13 protein-coding genes and 3 tRNA genes are annotated in these 16,245 nt (G+C 71.9%); 8 read left to right on the top strand and 8 right to left on the bottom strand.

Annotation, left to right across the window (positions count from 1 at the left end):
• Positions 1–99: 99 nt before the first annotated feature.
• The 8 genes from C1I95_RS09780 to C1I95_RS09745 all read right to left on the bottom strand — a co-directional run bounded on the left by C1I95_RS09780 (position 100) and on the right by C1I95_RS09745 (position 5,819).
• Positions 100–173, bottom strand: a tRNA-Phe gene (locus tag C1I95_RS09780).
• A 103-nt stretch (positions 174–276) separates the two neighbouring features.
• Positions 277–350: transfer RNA gene (locus tag C1I95_RS09775), tRNA-Asp, on the bottom strand.
• Positions 351–383: 33 nt separating this feature from the next.
• Positions 384–456, bottom strand: a tRNA-Glu gene (locus C1I95_RS09770).
• Positions 457–610: 154 nt separating this feature from the next.
• Positions 611–1,414 (bottom strand): polysaccharide deacetylase family protein, encoded by an 804-nt coding sequence (locus C1I95_RS09765; protein WP_111213466.1) that lies wholly within the window; start codon positions 1,412–1,414, stop codon positions 611–613.
• 193 nt (positions 1,415–1,607) lie between these two features.
• Positions 1,608–2,549, bottom strand: coding sequence for a MerR family transcriptional regulator (locus C1I95_RS09760; RefSeq protein WP_111213465.1), 942 nt, complete (start codon positions 2,547–2,549; stop codon positions 1,608–1,610).
• Positions 2,539–3,129 carry an isopentenyl-diphosphate Delta-isomerase gene (idi, locus tag C1I95_RS09755; RefSeq protein WP_111213464.1) on the bottom strand — a complete coding sequence of 197 codons (591 nt, stop codon included), beginning with the start codon at positions 3,127–3,129 and terminating at the stop codon, positions 2,539–2,541. The genes C1I95_RS09760 and idi overlap by 11 nt, the downstream gene beginning before the upstream one ends.
• Positions 3,129–4,613, bottom strand: coding sequence for a phytoene desaturase family protein (gene crtI / locus C1I95_RS09750; RefSeq protein WP_111213463.1), 1,485 nt, complete (start codon positions 4,611–4,613; stop codon positions 3,129–3,131). The genes idi and crtI overlap by 1 nt, the downstream gene beginning before the upstream one ends.
• Positions 4,614–4,664: 51 nt before the next feature.
• The gene (locus C1I95_RS09745) at positions 4,665–5,819 is read right to left on the bottom strand and encodes a polyprenyl synthetase family protein (RefSeq protein WP_111213462.1); all 1,155 of its coding nucleotides are present in this window, start codon (positions 5,817–5,819) and stop codon (positions 4,665–4,667) included.
• Between the two features lie 64 nt (positions 5,820–5,883).
• Here C1I95_RS09745 and C1I95_RS09740 point away from each other — a divergent pair, with 64 nt between their 5' ends.
• From C1I95_RS09740 to C1I95_RS09705, 8 genes are all read left to right on the top strand, one after another.
• Positions 5,884–6,795: a phytoene/squalene synthase family protein gene (locus C1I95_RS09740; RefSeq protein ID WP_111213461.1), complete on the top strand. Its 912-nt coding sequence runs from the start codon at positions 5,884–5,886 to the stop codon at positions 6,793–6,795.
• Positions 6,792–8,114, top strand: coding sequence for a cryptochrome/photolyase family protein (locus tag C1I95_RS09735; protein ID WP_111213460.1), 1,323 nt, complete (start codon positions 6,792–6,794; stop codon positions 8,112–8,114). The genes C1I95_RS09740 and C1I95_RS09735 overlap by 4 nt, the downstream gene beginning before the upstream one ends.
• 56 nt (positions 8,115–8,170) lie before the next feature.
• Entirely contained in the window at positions 8,171–9,649 is a 1,479-nt protein-coding gene (locus tag C1I95_RS09730; protein ID WP_111213484.1) for a dihydrolipoyl dehydrogenase family protein, read from the top strand.
• A gap of 72 nt (positions 9,650–9,721) precedes the next feature.
• Complete coding sequence (locus tag C1I95_RS09725; protein ID WP_111213459.1) at positions 9,722–10,723, top strand: LacI family DNA-binding transcriptional regulator; 1,002 nt, start codon at positions 9,722–9,724, stop codon at positions 10,721–10,723.
• Between the two features lie 354 nt (positions 10,724–11,077).
• Positions 11,078–12,457, top strand: coding sequence for an ABC transporter substrate-binding protein (locus tag C1I95_RS09720; protein ID WP_111213458.1), 1,380 nt, complete (start codon positions 11,078–11,080; stop codon positions 12,455–12,457).
• Positions 12,458–12,539: 82 nt separating this feature from the next.
• Entirely contained in the window at positions 12,540–13,496 is a 957-nt protein-coding gene (locus C1I95_RS09715; protein WP_111213457.1) for a carbohydrate ABC transporter permease, read from the top strand.
• 13 nt (positions 13,497–13,509) lie between these two features.
• Positions 13,510–14,397, top strand: coding sequence for a carbohydrate ABC transporter permease (locus C1I95_RS09710; RefSeq protein ID WP_111213456.1), 888 nt, complete (start codon positions 13,510–13,512; stop codon positions 14,395–14,397).
• 25 nt (positions 14,398–14,422) lie between these two features.
• Positions 14,423–16,060 carry a glycoside hydrolase family 13 protein gene (locus C1I95_RS09705; protein WP_111213483.1) on the top strand — a complete coding sequence of 546 codons (1,638 nt, stop codon included), beginning with the start codon at positions 14,423–14,425 and terminating at the stop codon, positions 16,058–16,060.
• The last annotated feature ends 185 nt before the right edge of the window (positions 16,061–16,245 follow it).

Genomic DNA, 16,245 nt, shown 5'->3' with positions numbered 1-16,245 from the left:
CGTCGCGCTCAAGGGGCCGACTCGGCCCGGTCATGCCGAAAGCAAAACGCCGACCGGCGAATCGCTGGTCGGCGTTGCTAAGCCCGGCGAAAGGCTATGTGGCCAGGGGCGGGGTCGAACCGCCGACCTTCCGATTTTCAGTCGGACGCTCGTACCAACTGAGCTACCTGGCCTTGGTGCTCGGACTCATGCTACCCGGCCGACGGGATCACTGCCGGATGGGTCACATGCCCCGATACGCGGAACGCCGCGCGTGGTGCGCGGCGTCAGCGCTTGCGGTCCTGACGGGACTTGAACCCGCGACCTCCGCCTTGACAGGGCGGCGAGCACTCCAACTGCTCCACAGGACCTAGCTGTTGTTGCATCCGGCCGAAGCCGGACCGTGCCCCCAACGGGATTCGAACCCGTGCTACCGCCTTGAAAGGGCGGCGTCCTGGGCCGCTAGACGATGAGGGCGGCCCCGCCATCATTGCACACTCGCAACGTTGAGCGGACTTGCTCCCATCCGGCCCCGCCGGAGGCTTGGAAAGCATACGTGATGTGGCACCGGACGACCAAACCGGTATGGCCCCAGCCACAAGGCCCCGTAAAGCCGCAGGTCAGAACGGTTCTAGTGGAGCTTGGTGACGCCGTGGTCGCGCTTCAGGGCGGCGATCAACTTCGGGCAGGCGGCGAGCGTGGCGGACCGGTCGCCGCCTCCGTCGTGCAGCAGCACCACCGCACCGGGTCGGGCGGAGCGCTTCACCCGCTTCCGGATCGTGGCGGCCGTCGGCTTGGCCCAGTCCTGTGGGTCGACCGTCCAGTGCAGCGACCGCATGTCGAGCTGTTTCGCGACCCGTACCACCTCGGCGGTCCACCGGCCACCCGGCTGCCGGTAGAACGGCACCTCCGCGTCCGGTACCGCCCGCCGGATCTCCTTGTTCGTGCGGACCAGATCGGCGCGGATCTCGGCGACCGGCCGCCGGGCCAGGTCGAGATCGTGGTTCCAGCTGTGGTTGCAGAGCTGGTGGCCCTCCCGGACGATCCGCCGGACCAGTTCGGGGTGCTTGCGGACCTGGGTGCCCACCACGCAGAAGGTCGCCTTGACCTTGGCCGCCTTCAACCGGTCCAGCACCTTCGGCGTCCAGGCCGGGTCCGGCCCGTCGTCGAAGGTGAGCGCCACCTGCTCGACTCCGGTGGTGCGGACCAGGCCGGCCGGCAGTTTGGCCGGCAACGCCCGCAGCGGGGTTTTCGGCGGCCGGGTGGGTGTCGGCGACGGGGCCGCCTCCGGCGGCAGGGCGGCCGAGGGCGGTGGACTGGCCGGGCTGGGCACGGCGCTGGGCTGCGGCGAGCTGCCGCCTCCGCCGCCACCGCCGCAGCCGGCGACCAGCAGGACCAGTCCCGTGGCGCAGGCGAGCAGAGCACGAGTACGCATCGTTCGCTCCCGAGAGGGGTTCGGGTTACGCGGACAAACCTGACGCTAGTTCATCCCTTTTAGGTGGGTCCACGGCGGGTCAGGCGGCGACCGCCCTCCGTGCCGAACCGACCGCTCCGGACCCCGTCGTGTGACCGGGACCTCGCCCTCGCGGCCGGGGAACTCGCCTCGCGACCCGACCCCGGCCGAGCGCTCAGGACGCGGCCGGACGGTCCAGCGAGTCGCGGATGGTCACGGCGAGCGAGACCGCCTCGGCCAGGTCGAGCGGGCGCACCACTCCGGCGGGCAGCGCGTCGGCCTGCCAGCCCGGCCCGGCGGCGAGCACCAGCAGCGGTCGGCGGGGCGCGGTGAGCAGGGCGGTGAGCTGGGCCGGGTCGGCGGTGACCCGAGTGTGCGACCAGACCACCACGGCGGCCGGCCCGGTCCGGCCGACCGCGTCCAGCAGGGCGGTCAGCGGCACCCGGGCACCGAGGATCCGGTGGCCGACGCCGACCTCGGCGAGGGCCGCGGCCAGCGCCTCCAGCGGCAGGCTGTGCTGCTCCTCGTCGGCACAGGAGAGCAGGATGCGGGGCGGACCGGGGGCGGGCCGGGCTGCGGTGACCGCGGCGAACGCCGTGGAGACGCACCGGGACACCAGGTGCTCGACCTCGATCAGCGCGGCGGTCGCGGCGTGCCGCTCGCCGATGCCGACGAGCACCGGACGCAGCAGCCGGTCCCAGGTGCCGACGACCCCGTCGGTGGCGATGGTGCGGGAGATCGTCTCGCTGATCGCCGCCGCGTCCAGCCGCATCGCGGCCCGGGCCAGCCCCCGGGCCGCCGGTCCGGCGCGGCCGACCGGGATGGTCGTGCCACCGCCGTCGCGGGCGTTCCTCGACCGGGCCCGGGTGCTGCCGTCGGGGACCGTGTCGGGTGCCTGCCGAGCCCAGCGGGCCGCCTCGGCCGGGCTGACCCCCTCGGCGGTGAGTCGCCGCATGACCTCCAGCCGGGCCAGGTCGCCCACGGTGTAGCGCCGGTGGTGCCCCGGGACGTGCTGGCTGGGCCCGAGCCCGTACCGCTGATGCCAGGTGCGCAGCGTGGTCACCGCGACGCCCAGTCGCCGGGCGACGGCCCCCGCGCTCAGCGCCTCATCGGCCACCCGACCGCTCCGAGGCGTCACCAACGGGCAGCCCGGCCGGGTCCGACGGGTGCAGCAGCCGGTCCACCACCCCGCCCAGCCACGGCGCGTACGCGTCGGGATCGACGTCGAGCTCGGCGATCAGCGTCGCCAGGTCCACCCAGCGCAGCTCGGCGACCTCCGCCGGCTCGGGGCGAAGCTGCGCGCCCGGCTGGAACTCGCCGCACAGGACATGGTCGTACTCGACCTCGACCCGCCCGGTGGCCGGGTCCTCGGCGCGGTAGACATAGACCCCGACCTCGGTCAGCGGCACGGGGTCGGCGCCCAGTTCCTCCTGAAGCCGGCGGTTGGCGGCCTCGGCCAGGGGCTCACCGGGCAGTGGGTGGCCGCAGCAGGCGTTCGCCCAGCGCAGCGGGAAGCGGGTCTTCACCGCGGCGCGGCGCTGGAGCAAGACCCGACCATCCGGCGCGACGAGCAGCACGGAGAACGCCCGGTGCAACTGACCGGGCGGCTGGTGGGCGGCGGCCACCGTGGTCTCGCCGACCGGGCGACCCGCGTCGTCGACCAGTTCGACCAGGTGACCCTCCCGCGACAGGGACATCAGCGCCGCCCTCCGTTCGTGATGCGGCCGGCGGCGAGCTTGCCGGAGATGAGCACCATCGGGACCCCGACGCCGGGCTGGGTGCCCGAGCCGACGAAGACCACGTTGGCCAGTGACCGGTGCAGGTTCGACGGCCGGAACGGGCCCGTCTGGAACAGGGTGTGCGCGGAGGCGAAGGGCGTGCCGGCCGCCATGCCCTGCTCCGCCCACTCGGCGGGGGTGACCGCCCGGAGCACCTCGACGCCCGCGCCGAAGCCGACGTAGCCCCGGCCCTCGAGGGTGGACACCAGGCGGTCGGTGTAGCGGGCGGTCAGGTCGCCGCGCCAGTCGAACGGCGCCCGGTCGAGGTTGGGCACCGGAGCGAGCACGTAGTAGGTGTGCCGGCCGGCGGGTGCCACCGCCGGGTCGGTCCGGCTCGGGTTGGTGACCAGCAGGGACGGGTCGCTCATCAGCTCGCCACGCCGGATGACCTCGTCGAAGGTGCCCTGCCACGACCGCCCGAAGTGGATGTTGTGGTGCGCGATCCGGCCATACCCCTGGGTCGAGCCGACGTGCAGGACGACGCACGACGGCGAGTAGGTCAGCCGGCGCTGACGGGCCGGCGGGAGCAGGTCGCGGTAGGCCACCGGCAGGTCGGGGTTGAGCACCACCGCGTCGGCCGGGACGAACTCGCCGTCGGCGGTGAGCACTCCGGTGGCCCGACCGTTCGCGGTCTCCACCCGGGTCACCGTGGTGCCATACCGGATCCGTACGCCGTGCTTCTCGGCGGCACCGGCCAGGCCCCGGGAGACCGCGTGGATGCCGCCGCGCGGGAAGTAGACCCCCTGCACCGAGTCGAGGTACGCGATGACCGCGTAGATGGCCAGCGCGTCGTGCGGCGCGAGGCCGGCGTACATCGCCTGGAAGGAGAAGATCCGCCGGGTGCGCGGGTCCCGGAAGAACTGGTCGATCTTGGTCTGGAGCCGGCGGAAGGCCCCGGTGGCCACCAGCCGGAGCAGGTTGGCGGTGAGCAGGTCGGTGGGCGCGTCGAGGTTGCGCTCGATGAAGTCGGCCCGCTCCAGCCGCCACAGGTTGCGGGCGAAGTCGACGAACCGCAGGTAGCCGTCGGCTTCCCGGGGCCCGCAGACCCGAGATATCTCCGCCGCCATCCGGGCGGTGTCGGTGATCACGTCGAGCGTGGACCCGTCCGGGTAGTAGGCGCGGTAGGCCGGGTCGAGCGGGACCAGGTCGAGCCAGTCGGACAGCTCCTCACCGACCGCGGCGAGCGCCTCGGCGATGAGGTCGGGCATGGTGAGCACGGTCGGGCCGGTGTCGAACTCGTAGCCGTCGACGCTGAGCCGGCCGGCCCGCCCACCCGGCACCGGCTCGCGTTCCAGCACGGTCACCTGCCGGCCGCTGCCGGCCAGATGCAGCGCGCAGGCCAGGCCGCCGAGGCCGGCCCCGACGATCACCACCCGATCGGTACGCCCGTCAACGGTCCGCACCGGCGACCACCTCTCGCCCCGGAGTTTCCCGGCTGTCACGCGATGCGCCCATCAGGCCCGCCGGTGGGTGGCCGCGGTGGCGAGACCGACCAGCGCGGTGCGCGCGGTCTCGTCGACGGCTACGGCGGCCAGCGTGGTCAGGGCGTCGTCGACCCGCTCGTCGATCATCCGCTCGATCCGGTCGACCGCACCGGTGTCGACCACCACCTCGGCCAGCCGGGCGATCTCCGGGGCGTCGGCGCGGATGTCGGTGCCGTCGAGGGCCCGGCGCTGGGCCGGGGTGGCCAGCTCCCGGGCCAGCATGAGCAGCGCGGTCGGCTTGCCGGTGCGTAGGTCGTCGCCGGCCGGCTTGCCGGTGGTGGTCGGGTCGCCGTAGACGCCGAGCAGGTCGTCGCGGAGCTGGAACGCCTCGCCGACGGAGAGGCCGTAGCGGGTGTACGCGGCGATCAGCGGGGCGTCGTGGTCGACGCCGGCCAGGCTGGCACCGAACAGCAGTGGCCGCTGGACGGTGTAGCTGGCGGTCTTGTAGCGGGCCACCCGCAGCGCCCGGTCGACCGACCAGTTCGCCGGGTCGGCCTCGCCGAGGATGTCGAGGTACTGCCCGGCCACCGTCTCCACCCGCATCTGGTCGTAGCCGCGCCGCACCTCCAGCAGCCGGGTCGGGGGCAGCGCGGTGCGGGCCAGCAACTGGTCGGCCCAGACCATGCAGAGGTCGCCGATCAGCACCGCGACCGCCTCGCCGAAGCGGCCGGAGTCGCCGCTGCGCCCGGCGGCGGCGTGCTGGGCGGCCATCGCCACGTGCGCGGTCGGCCGGCCCCGGCGGGTGGCGGAGGAGTCCATCACGTCGTCGTGGACGAGCGCGAACGTGTGCAGCAGCTCCAACGTGGCCAGTGCGGGCAGCACCGGGCCGACCGGCTCGTCCCCGCCGACCGCGCCGCGCCATCCCCAGTAGGCGAACGTCGGGCGGACCCGCTTGCCGCCGGCAAGGACGCAGTCGCGCGCGGTGGCGGCGAAGGAGCCCATCGCCGCGTCGATTTCGGTCAGTGTGTCGACCTCGGCGGCCAGGAACTCGGCCAGGGTCTGGTCGACGGCCGTGACGAGATCGCGGGTGTACTCGGCCAGAACGGCCCGGATCGGCTCGTCTGCGCCGACCGGCTGCTCAGGCACCACGCGAAGGAGGTTACCTGCTAGCTGGTCGTTGGCCATGCGGCCGAGCGTACCCTAAGGTTTCAAGTTGCGTCGATTGGTGCGTCGATATCGAGGAGGGTTGGTGGACCTGGACCTCACCGCTGCCTACGACCGGTGCCGTGAGCTGCACAGACGTCATGGCCGCACCTACTATCTCGCCACCCGTCTGCTGCCCGCATGGAAACGGCGGCATGTCCACGCCCTCTACGGATTCACCCGGTACGCAGACGAGATCGTCGACCGGACGGAGGCGCTGCCACCGGCCGCCCGCGCGGCCCGGCTCGACGACTGGGGCGGGCGGTTCGTCGCCGGGCTGCACGGCGAGCGGGTCGACGACCCGCTGCTGCCGGCGGTGCTGCACACCATCGCCGTCTTCGATCTGGACCGGAAGGACTTCGCCGCGTTCCTCAAGAGCATGGCGATGGACCTGACCGTGGCGTCGTACCGCAGCTACGGTCAACTGCTGGACTACATGGAGGGCTCGGCCGCGGTCATCGGCACCATGATGCTGCCCATCCTCGGCAGTTCCGACCCGGTGGCGGCCCGGGAGCCGGCCCGCCAACTCGGCTTCGCGTTCCAGCTCACCAACTTCATCCGGGACGTGGCCGAGGACCTGGACCGGGGCCGGACGTACCTGCCGGACGAGGACCTGGCCGCCTTCGGGGTGACCCGGGACGACCTGGCGGGCTGCCGGGCCGCCGGCCGGGCCACCGAACCGGTGCGCGAGCTGATCCGGTTCGAGGTCACCCGGGCCCGGGCGCACTACGCCGCCGCCGCACCGGGGGTGGTCCTGCTCGACTCCGCCTCGCAGTCCTGCATCCGCACCGCGTACGCGCTCTACGGTGGGATCCTCGACGTGGTGGCCGCCCAGGACTACGACGTGTTCGTCCGGCGGGCCACCGTGCCGCAGCGGCGACGGATCTCGGTGGCCGGCCGGGCCCTGTTCACCCCAAGCGGCACACCGGTCACGGTGCCCGGGCCGACAGTGCGATGACCGGGCGTACCGCGGTCGTGCTGTTCACCCGCGACCTGCGGATGCACGACCACCCCGCGCTGGCCACCAGCTGCGCGGCGTTCGACCGGGTGGTGCCGCTGTACGTGCTGGACCCGGCGCTGGCCGGGCTGTCGCCCAACCGGACCCGGTTCCTGCACCAGTGCCTCGCCGCGCTCCGGGCCGAGCTGCGCGGGCTCGGCGGCGACCTGGTGCTCCGGCACGGCGACCCGGTGGCCGAGACAATCCGGCTGGCCGGCGAGGTGGGCGCCGAGGGGGTTGCACTCAGTGCCGACGTCTCCCGGTACGCCGAGCGCCGAGCCCGGCGGTTGCGCGCCGAGTGCGAGCGGCACCGGCTGCACCTGCGGTTCTTTCCCGGGCTGACGGTGGTCGAGCCAGGGGAGCTGACGCCGGGCGGCGGCGACCACTACCGGGTGTTCGGCCCGTACCACCGGGCCTGGAGCGGGCAGCGGTGGCGGGACGAACTGGCCGCGCCGTCGCGGGTGGTGCTGCCGGACCGGGTGCCGGTCGGGCGCCTGCCGGCGCTGCCGGCCGGTGACTCCCCGGACGCCGTCGTCGGTGGGGAGGCAGCGGCACGGCGCCGGCTGGACGGCTGGCTGCCCAACCTGCGGCACTACGACGACCTGCACGACGACCTGGCCGGCGGCGGCACCTCACGGCTCAGCCCGTACCTGCGCTTCGGCTGCCTGTCGCCGTTGACGGTGGCGAACCGGGCCGGCGACCGGGGCTCGCCGTTCGTCCGGCAGGTCTGCTGGCGGGACTTCTACCACCAGGTCACCGCCGCCTTCCCGGACATCTCCCGAAAGGCGTACCGGCGCGGCGCGGCCGATCACTGGCGGTACGACGCCGACGCGCTGAGCGGTTGGGCGGAGGGCCGCACGGGCGTGCCGATCGTGGACGCCGGCATGCGGCAACTGCGCGCGCAGGGCTGGCTGCACAACCGGGCCCGACTCGTCACCGCCGGCTATCTGACGAAGACGCTCGGGCTGGATTGGCGCGACGGGCTGGCGGTCTACTTCCGGTGGCTGCTCGACGGCGACGTGGCCAACAACTCCGGCAACTGGCAGTGGGTCGCCGGCACCGGCAACGACGCCAAGCCGTACCGGGGGTTCAACCCGATCCGCCAGGCCGAACGGTACGACCCCGACGGTGGGTACGTCCGGCGGTGGGTGCCGGAGCTGGCCGCGGTGGCCGGCAAGGCGGTGCACCAGCCGTGGCGGCTGCCGGACGGCGTCCGGCGCACCCTCGACTATCCGCCACCGTTGGAGATGCCCGAACCGGCCCCGGTCTGGCTGCGCTGAGGTCTTCCCGGGTGGACGGGTGGCCGACGACCGGGCGGTGCGGAATGCTGGCGGGCATGGCGGAGCCGGAACTGGTGGACGTGGTCGTGCTCGGGCTCGGGGTCGGCGGCGAGGAGGTGGCCGGGCGGCTCGCCGAGGCCGGGCTCACCGTGGTCGGCGTCGAGCGGAACCTGGTCGGCGGGGAGTGCCCGTACTGGGGATGCATCCCGAGCAAGATGATGATCCGGGCGGCGAACGCGATCGCCGAGGCACGCCGGGTCGACGGGCTGGCCGGCACGGCCCAGGTCCGCCCCGACTGGGCGCCGGTGGCGAAGCGGATCCGCGACGAGGCCACCGATCACTGGGACGACCGGGTGGCGGTGCAGCGGTTCACCGGCAAGGGCGGGCGCTTCGTCCGGGGCAGCGGCCGGCTCGACGGGCCGGGCCGGGTCCGCGTCGGCGACCAGGTGTTCCAGGCCCGGCACGGCATCGTGCTGGGCACCGGCACCCGGCCGTCGGTGCCACCGATCGACGGGCTGGCCGACACGCCGTACTGGACGAACCGCGAGGCCATCGAGGTCGAGGAGTTGCCGGAGTCGCTGCTGGTGCTGGGCGGCGGGGCGATCGGGTTGGAGCTGGCGCAGGTGTTCGCCCGCTTCGGCGTACGGGTCACCGTGGTCGAGGCGACGGACCGGGTGCTCGCCGTCGAGGAACCGGAGGCGTCCGAGGTGGCCGCCGCCGCGTTGCGGGCGGACGGGGTGGAGATCCACACCGGGGTCAAGGCCGCCCGGGTCGAGCACGGCGCGGGCCGGTTCACCCTGCGCGGCACCGGCGGCGAGGAGTTCACCGCCGACCAGTTGCTGGTGGTGACCGGCCGCCGGGCCCACCTCGACGAGCTGGGGCTGGACACGGTCGGCGTCGACGCGAGCCGGCGGTACCTGCCGGTCGACGACCGGCTGCACGTCACCGAGGACATCTGGGCGGTCGGCGACGTGACCGGCGAGGGCGCCTTCACCCACATCGCCATGTACCAGGCGTCCATCGTCGTCGCCGACGTGCTCGACCATGTCCGGCGGGCCGACGGTGGGGCGGATCCCAGCGGCACCGCCAGCGTGGTCGGCGGCGCGGTCGGCGCGGCCAGTTCGCTGGCCGCCACCGGGTCGAGCGGCTCGGCCGGGTCGGTGCCCCGCGCCGACTACCGGGCGCTGCCACGGGTCACCTTCACCGATCCGGAGATCGGCGCGGTCGGCCTCACCGAGCAGCAGGCCCGCGAGCGCGGCATCAACGTGCAGATCGGATTCACACAGTTGTCCGCTTCCACCCGGGGCTGGATCCACAAGACGGACCACGGCGGCTTCATCAAGCTCGTCGCCGACGCCGACCAGGGGGTGCTGATCGGGGCCACCTCGGTCGGCCCGGCCGGTGGCGAGGTGCTCTCGGGGCTGGTGGTGGCCGTGCACGGTGCCGTACCGCTGGCCCAGCTCCGGCACATGATCTACGCGTACCCGACCTTCCATCGGGCCGTCGCCGAGGCGCTGCGCGTTCTCGGCTCGTGATCTGACATCGGACGTCAATCGGCGGCAGTCGGCTGTTCAGTTTTTGCAGCCTTAGGACGTACGATTGCGGCCGTGACGAAACGGTTGACGGAGGTGGCCCGCAAGGCGGGCGTCAGCGAGGCCACCGTGAGCCGGGTGCTGAACGGCCGCGGGGGCGTGGCCGAGGCGACCCGGACCGCGGTGCTCACCGCGCTGGACGTGCTCGGCTACGAGCGGCCGAGCAAGCTGCGCGGCGAACGCGCCCGGCTGGTGGGGCTGGTCCTCCCCGAGTTGCAGAACCCGATCTTCCCGGCCCTCGCCGAGGTGGTCACCGGCTCGCTGGCCCAGCGCGGGTTCACCCCGGCGCTGTGCGCCCGGACCATCGGCGGCGTCTCCGAGTCGGCGTACGTCGAGATGCTGCTGGACCACCAGGTCTCCGGGGTCATCTTCGCCGGCGGGTCGTACGCGCTGGCCGACGCCTCGCACGAGCACTACCGGCGGCTGACCGACCGGGGCCTGCCGGTGGTGCTGGTCAACGCGGGCGTGGACGAACTCGGCTTCCCCCGGGTCTCCACCGACGACGCGGTGGCGGTGGAGCAGGCGTACGGCCACCTGCGTTCGCTCGGGCACGAGCGGATCGGCCTGGTGCTCGGCCCGGAGGACCACGTCCCATCGCAGCGCAAGCTGGCCGCGCTGCGTCGGGTCGCCGGCTGGGCCGAGGACACCGAGTGGGTCGAGCGCTCCAGCTTCTCGATGGAGGGGGCCAGGGTCGCCGCGACGAAGCTGGTCGACCGGGGGATCACCGGGATCATCTGCGCCAGCGACGTGCTGGCGCTGGGTGCCATCCGCGCGGTCCGCCGGCTCGGTCGTTCGGTGCCCGACGACGTGTCGGTGGTCGGCTTCGACGATTCCGCGTTCATGACCTGCACCGACCCGCCGCTGACCACGGTGCGGCAACCGATCGAGACCATGGGGCAGGCGGCGGTGGACCTGCTGGTCACCCAGATCGAGGGCGGCGGAGTGCTCACCGACGAACTGCTCTTCGAGCCCGAACTGGTGGTGCGCGGCTCCACCGCGCCCGCCCCCGGCCGCTGACCGGCCTGACGGACTTCCCCAACTGCTGAACGACGCTCCGGCCGTCGACCGCTGCTCGCGGTCGGCGGCCGTTTCGTTGGCGTCATGAGGGTTGAACCGGCATGAATCGGGCGGCCTTCAGCCGTCTGCCATCATTTCTCGCGCTGGTGTCGCTTCTTTTCATCATCAAGTCGATACCTTGCCGAAATGAGTCGCCCTCGCTACAGTGACTCCACTCACACCTGGCCCCCGGGCGGTTACCGGGAGTCAGGGCGCATGGCGGATGCAGATCAGTAACAGGGCATCGCGGCGGTGGCGATCACCGCGGATCAGCGAACTTCATGGCGACTCCCGTGTTCCCGAAGGGATGGACAGATGTCCGTACCGCAGTACCGGAAGGCTGCGGCGTTGGCGCTCGTGGCCGGCCTGGGGCTCAGCCTTACGGCTTGCTCCACGAAGAGCGACGACGCGAAGAACGATGCGAGCGGCAAGGTCACCATCACCGTCGACTGCCAGCCGGTCGGCGCCCAGAAAGAGCTGCTGCAGAACTGGAACGACGATGTCGCCGAGTTCGAGCGGCAGAACACCGACATCGCCATCAAGAGCGTCAGCGTCGGCGAGCAGTGCAACAACCCGCCGGACTTCACCGCCCGCCTGGCCGGCGGCACGGTGACCGACGTGTTCTACGGCTACATGACCGACCTCCAGCAGGTGCTCGACTCCGGTCAGGCGATGGACATCTCCGAGTTCGCCAACGCGGAGACGGTTCCGACCTGGGACAGCGTCGACCCGGCGCTCAAGGAGGTCTTCACCGACGGCGGCAAGCTCTACGCCGTCCCGGTGAAGAACTACTCGATGGGCCTGGTCTACAACAAGGTGCTGTTCCAGCAGGCCGGGCTCGACGTGAACAACCCGCCCAAGACGTGGGCCGAGGTCCGGGACGCCGCCAAGAAGATCTCGGCGCTCGGCAACGGCATCGCCGGCTACGCGGAGTACAGCGCCGGCAACACCGGCGGCTGGCACTTCACCTCCCTGCTCTACTCGCAGGGTGGCCAGATGCTGACCGCGGACGGCAAGAAGGCCGACTTCAACAACGCCATGGGCAAGCAGGTCCTGCAGAACCTCAAGGACATGCGGTACGGCGACAACAGCATGGGCGACCGCCAGCTGCTGCAGTGGGGTGACCTGCTGACCAACGCCGGCGCGGGCAAGGTCGGCATGTTCATCGGCGCACCCGACACCACCCAGGCGATCGTCAGCCAGTTCCAGGGCAAGTTCGAGGACTGGGCGATGGGCCCGCTGCCCGGCCAGGACGGCCCGGCGAAGGGGACGCTCGGTGGCGGCGAGGGCTACTTCTTCAAGAAGGGCCTCTCCCCGGAGCAGGTCAAGGCCGGTCTGAAGTGGGTCGCGTACCAGAAGCTGACACCGGGCAAGGGGCAGTTCGATTACGCCCGGGCCAAGCCGCAGAACTACCCGGTCGGCCTGCCGCAGCCGCTGCTCTTCGCCAACGGCACCGAGGCGCAGAAGCAGGAGCTCGAGCTGCGCAAGGCGAACGCGAACGTCGACACCGCGAACTTCGCGGTCTTCGAGGCGAACCCGGTACCGATCAAGGGTGAGCCGCGCAACGCGCAGGCGATCTACACGGTGCTCGACGCGGCGATGTCCGGGGTGCTCACGAACCCGAACGCGAACATCGACGCGCTGCTCAAGACGGCCGAGGACAAGGTCAACCAGCTCCTCGCCGCCGAAGGCTGATCCGAGCGGGTGGGGGCCGGTGCGCCGGCCTCCACCCCCCGCTGCGCCGCACCGTCCGGTCACCGATTCACCAGGAGTTGCCTTGGCGATCACCTCTGCCCCAGGAGCCATCAGAGCAGCGAGTCGCCCCGCACCGTCGTCCCCGGCAGGCCGGCAGCGGACCAGTCTCGGCCGCAAGGTTCGGGACAACCTCACCGGGCACGCGTTCCTGATCGGTGCGGTGCTCTGCTTCGCGGTCTTCTCCTGGTACCCGATGGTCCGCGGCATCGTGATGAGCTTCCAGCGCACCCGGCGCGGCGAGACCACCTGGGTCGGCTGGGACAACTATCTCCGGATCCTCGACGACCCCAGCTTCTGGACCGCCTGGAAGAACACCTTCTACTTTACAGTCCTCGCCCTCGTCCTCGGGTACGCGGTGCCGTTCTTCGTGGCGATCCTGCTGAACGAGTTCCGCCACGCCAAGGGGTACCTCCGGATCCTGGTCTACCTGCCGGTGATGCTGCCGCCCGCCTCCGCGCTCTTCCTCTTCAAGTTCTACGCGTACGACCCCAGCGACGCGGGGCTGTTCAACGCGATCCTCAAGGCCCTGGGCCTGCCGACCTCGCAGTGGATGCAGTCCCCGGACATGACGATGCCGGCCATGGTGATCGCGTCGACCTGGATGAACATGGGCGGCGCGGTGCTGATCTATCTGGCCGCGCTACAGAACATCCCGGGGGAGCTGTACGAGGCGGCCGAGCTGGACGGCGCCGGGGTCTGGCGGCGCATCCGGCACGTGACCATCCCGCAGACCCGGCTGATCCTCGCGCTGCTGGCGATGCTGCAGATCGTCGCCACCATGCAGCTGTTCATCGAGCCGCTGATCCTCGCCAACGGCGCGGGCGCGGAGGACTCGGCGACCTCGGTCGCGTACCTCATCTATCAGCACGGCTTCTTCCAGAACGACCTCAACGGTGCCGCGGCGCTCGGCGTGATCATGCTCGTGGTGCTGGCCGGCTTCTCCGCCGTCTACCTGCGGCTGACCGCGAAACAGGACTAGGACGGGACGACCCATGGCACAGGACTCCGGGACCCGGACCCTCATCTCCCAGGCCCAGCTCCAGCGCGGGCCCGGCCGGGCGATCTACTGGACGCTGCTCGCCGTCGTGATCATCGGGTTCACGCTCGTCTTCCTCGGGCCGCTCTACTGGATGGTCACCGGCGCGCTCAAGTCCGGCCAGGAGATCGCCCAGACCCCGCCGTCGCTGTTCCCGCAGGACCCGCAGTGGCAGAACTACGCCGACGCGTGGAACAACCTGGCTCTCGCCAAGCTGCTGTTCAACACCTTCTACTACGCGGCCGGCGCGGTGCTGTTCCAGCTCGTCTTCGACACCGCCGCGGCGTACTCCCTGTCGAAGCTCCGACCGGTCTTCGGCAACGCGATCCTCGGCATGATGCTGGCCACGCTGATGATCCCGGCGATGGTCCTCATCGTCCCGCAGTACGTGACCGTGATCGACCTGCCGATCGTGCACATCAGCCTGCTCGACTCACCGTTCGCGATCTGGCTGCCCCTGGTCGCCAACGCCTTCAACATCTTCCTGCTGAAGCGGTTCTTCGACTCGATCCCGGAGGACCTGATGGCGGCGGCCCTGATGGACGGGGCGACGCCGCTGCGCACCCTGTGGTCGATCATCCTGCCGATGTCGCGCCCGATCCTGGGCGTGGTCTCGATCTTCGCCGTGACCGCGGTCTGGAAGGACTTCCTCTGGCCGAAGCTGGTCATGCCGTCGCCGGAGACCCGGACGGTCAGCGTCGGCATCTACGCCTTCGCCGGCGGTACGCCGATGAACGTGGTGATCGCCGCATCGGTGATCGCCGCGATACCGACCGTCATCATCTTCCTGATCTTCCAGCGGAACATCATGTCCGGTCTGACCGCCGGCGGCCTCAAGGGATAGCCCCCAACCCAGAAAGCAGGTGCTCGTGTCCACAGCAGACAGTCGTCCGTGGTGGCGTGGAGCGGTGATCTACCAGGTGTACCCACGTAGCTTCGCCGACGGCAACGGCGACGGCATCGGCGACATCGCCGGCATCCGGTCCCGGCTGAGCCACCTGTCCGCGCTCGGCGTCGACGCGATCTGGTTCAGCCCCTGGTATCCCTCCCCGATGGCCGACGCCGGCTACGACGTGGCCGACTACCGCGACATCGACCCGGTCTTCGGCACCCTGGCCGAGGCGGAGGCGCTGATCGCGGAGGCGCACGCGCTGGGCATCAGGACCATCGTCGACGTGGTGCCGAACCACTGCTCCGACGCGCACCCCTGGTTCCAGGCGGCCCTCGCCGGCGGCCCGGACGCACCCGAGCGGGACCTCTTCTGGTTCCGCCCGGGCCGGGGCCCGAACGGCGACCAACGGCCCACCGACTGGGTCGGCGAGTTCGGCGGCCCGACCTGGACCCGGACCACCAACCCGGACGGCACCCCCGGCGACTGGTACCTGCACCTCTTCGCCCCCGAACAGCCCGACTTCAACTGGGACCACCCCCGGGTACGCGCCGAGTTCGAGGACATCCTGCGGTTCTGGTTCGACCGTGGCGTGGACGGCATCCGGATCGACTCGGCCGGGCTGCTGGTCAAGGACGGGACGCTGCCCGAGATCCGGCCGGACCGGCTGCACCCGTTCCACGACCTCGACGGGGTGCACGAGATCTACCGGGACTGGCGGCGGGTCGCCGAGGCGTACCCGGGCGACCGGGCCCTGATCGGTGAGGTGTGGCTGCCGGACCGGCAGCGGTTTGCCAACTACCTGCGCCCGGACGAGCTGCACGCCGCGTTCAACTTCGACTTCCTCGGCTGCGCCTGGGACGCCGTGGCGCTCCGCGAGAGCATCGACGGCACGCTGAGTGCCCACGCGCCGGTCGGTGCGCCCGCCACCTGGGTGCTCTCCAACCACGACGTCACCCGGCACGTCACCCGGTACGGCCGGGCGGACACCACGTTCAGCTTCGCCGCCAAGCGCGAGGGCATCCCCACCGACCTGGAACTGGGCACCCGCCGGGCCCGGGCCGCCGCGCTGCTGTCGCTGTCGCTGCCCGGCGCCGCGTACGTCTATCAGGGCGAGGAACTGGGCCTCTGGGAGGTCGAGGACATTCCGCACGCGCTGCGCCAGGACCCGATGTGGGAACGTTCCGGCCGGATCGACCCCGGTCGGGACGGCTGCCGCGTCCCGTTGCCCTGGTCCGGCGAGACGCCGCCGTTCGGCTTCAGCCCGGACGGCGCGACCACGGCGCCCTGGCTGCCCCAGCCGGCCGACTGGAAGGACCGCACCGCCGCCGCGCAGGCCGGCGACGGGGCCTCGATGCTGGAGCTGTACCGGGCCGCCATCGCCGTCCGCCGGGCCGAACCGGCGCTCGGCGACGGCGCGATGACCTGGCTACCTGCCCCGGCCGGGGTGCTGGCGTTCCGGCGTGACCCCGGGTTCACCTGCCTGGTCAACCTCTCCGCCGAGGCGGTGCCGCTACCGCCGCACACCGAGCGGCTGCTCGCCAGCGGGCCGCTCGACGACGATCTGCTGCCGCCGGACACCGCCGTCTGGCTGCGTACCCCGGGCGAGCCCAGGTAGCCCGCGCGGCGCCGGTGGTCCCGTCCCGCCACCGGCGCCGTACGGCCGGCGGATCCGTCCCGCCGCCGGCCGTACGGCCCCACCGACCACCGCCCACCCACCAGCCCACACCGACGAGGAGGTACCCGCACCACCGGCACATCACCACCACGGGGGACCTGGCCACCTGAGGAAAGGGAGAGCGC

Origin of the sequence: Micromonospora craterilacus, from assembly GCF_003236315.1 — a bacterium.
Lineage (GTDB): Bacteria > Actinomycetota > Actinomycetes > Mycobacteriales > Micromonosporaceae > Micromonospora > Micromonospora craterilacus.
The sequence above is the reverse complement of the archived record's forward strand: the minus strand, read 5'-3'. Positions and strand labels throughout refer to the sequence as shown.

Coding starts and splice junctions, on each gene's coding strand:
- idi (WP_111213464.1), bottom strand. CDS start 3,129: ATGTCCCTGTCGCGGGAGGGTCACCTGGTCGAACTGGTCGACGACGCG.
- C1I95_RS09765 (WP_111213466.1), bottom strand. CDS start 1,414: ATGCGTACTCGTGCTCTGCTCGCCTGCGCCACGGGACTGGTCCTGCTG.
- C1I95_RS09720 (WP_111213458.1), top strand. CDS start 11,078: ATGTCCGTACCGCAGTACCGGAAGGCTGCGGCGTTGGCGCTCGTGGCC.
- C1I95_RS09735 (WP_111213460.1), top strand. CDS start 6,792: ATGACCGGGCGTACCGCGGTCGTGCTGTTCACCCGCGACCTGCGGATG.
- C1I95_RS09730 (WP_111213484.1), top strand. CDS start 8,171: ATGGCGGAGCCGGAACTGGTGGACGTGGTCGTGCTCGGGCTCGGGGTC.
- C1I95_RS09745 (WP_111213462.1), bottom strand. CDS start 5,819: ATGGCCAACGACCAGCTAGCAGGTAACCTCCTTCGCGTGGTGCCTGAG.
- C1I95_RS09710 (WP_111213456.1), top strand. CDS start 13,510: ATGGCACAGGACTCCGGGACCCGGACCCTCATCTCCCAGGCCCAGCTC.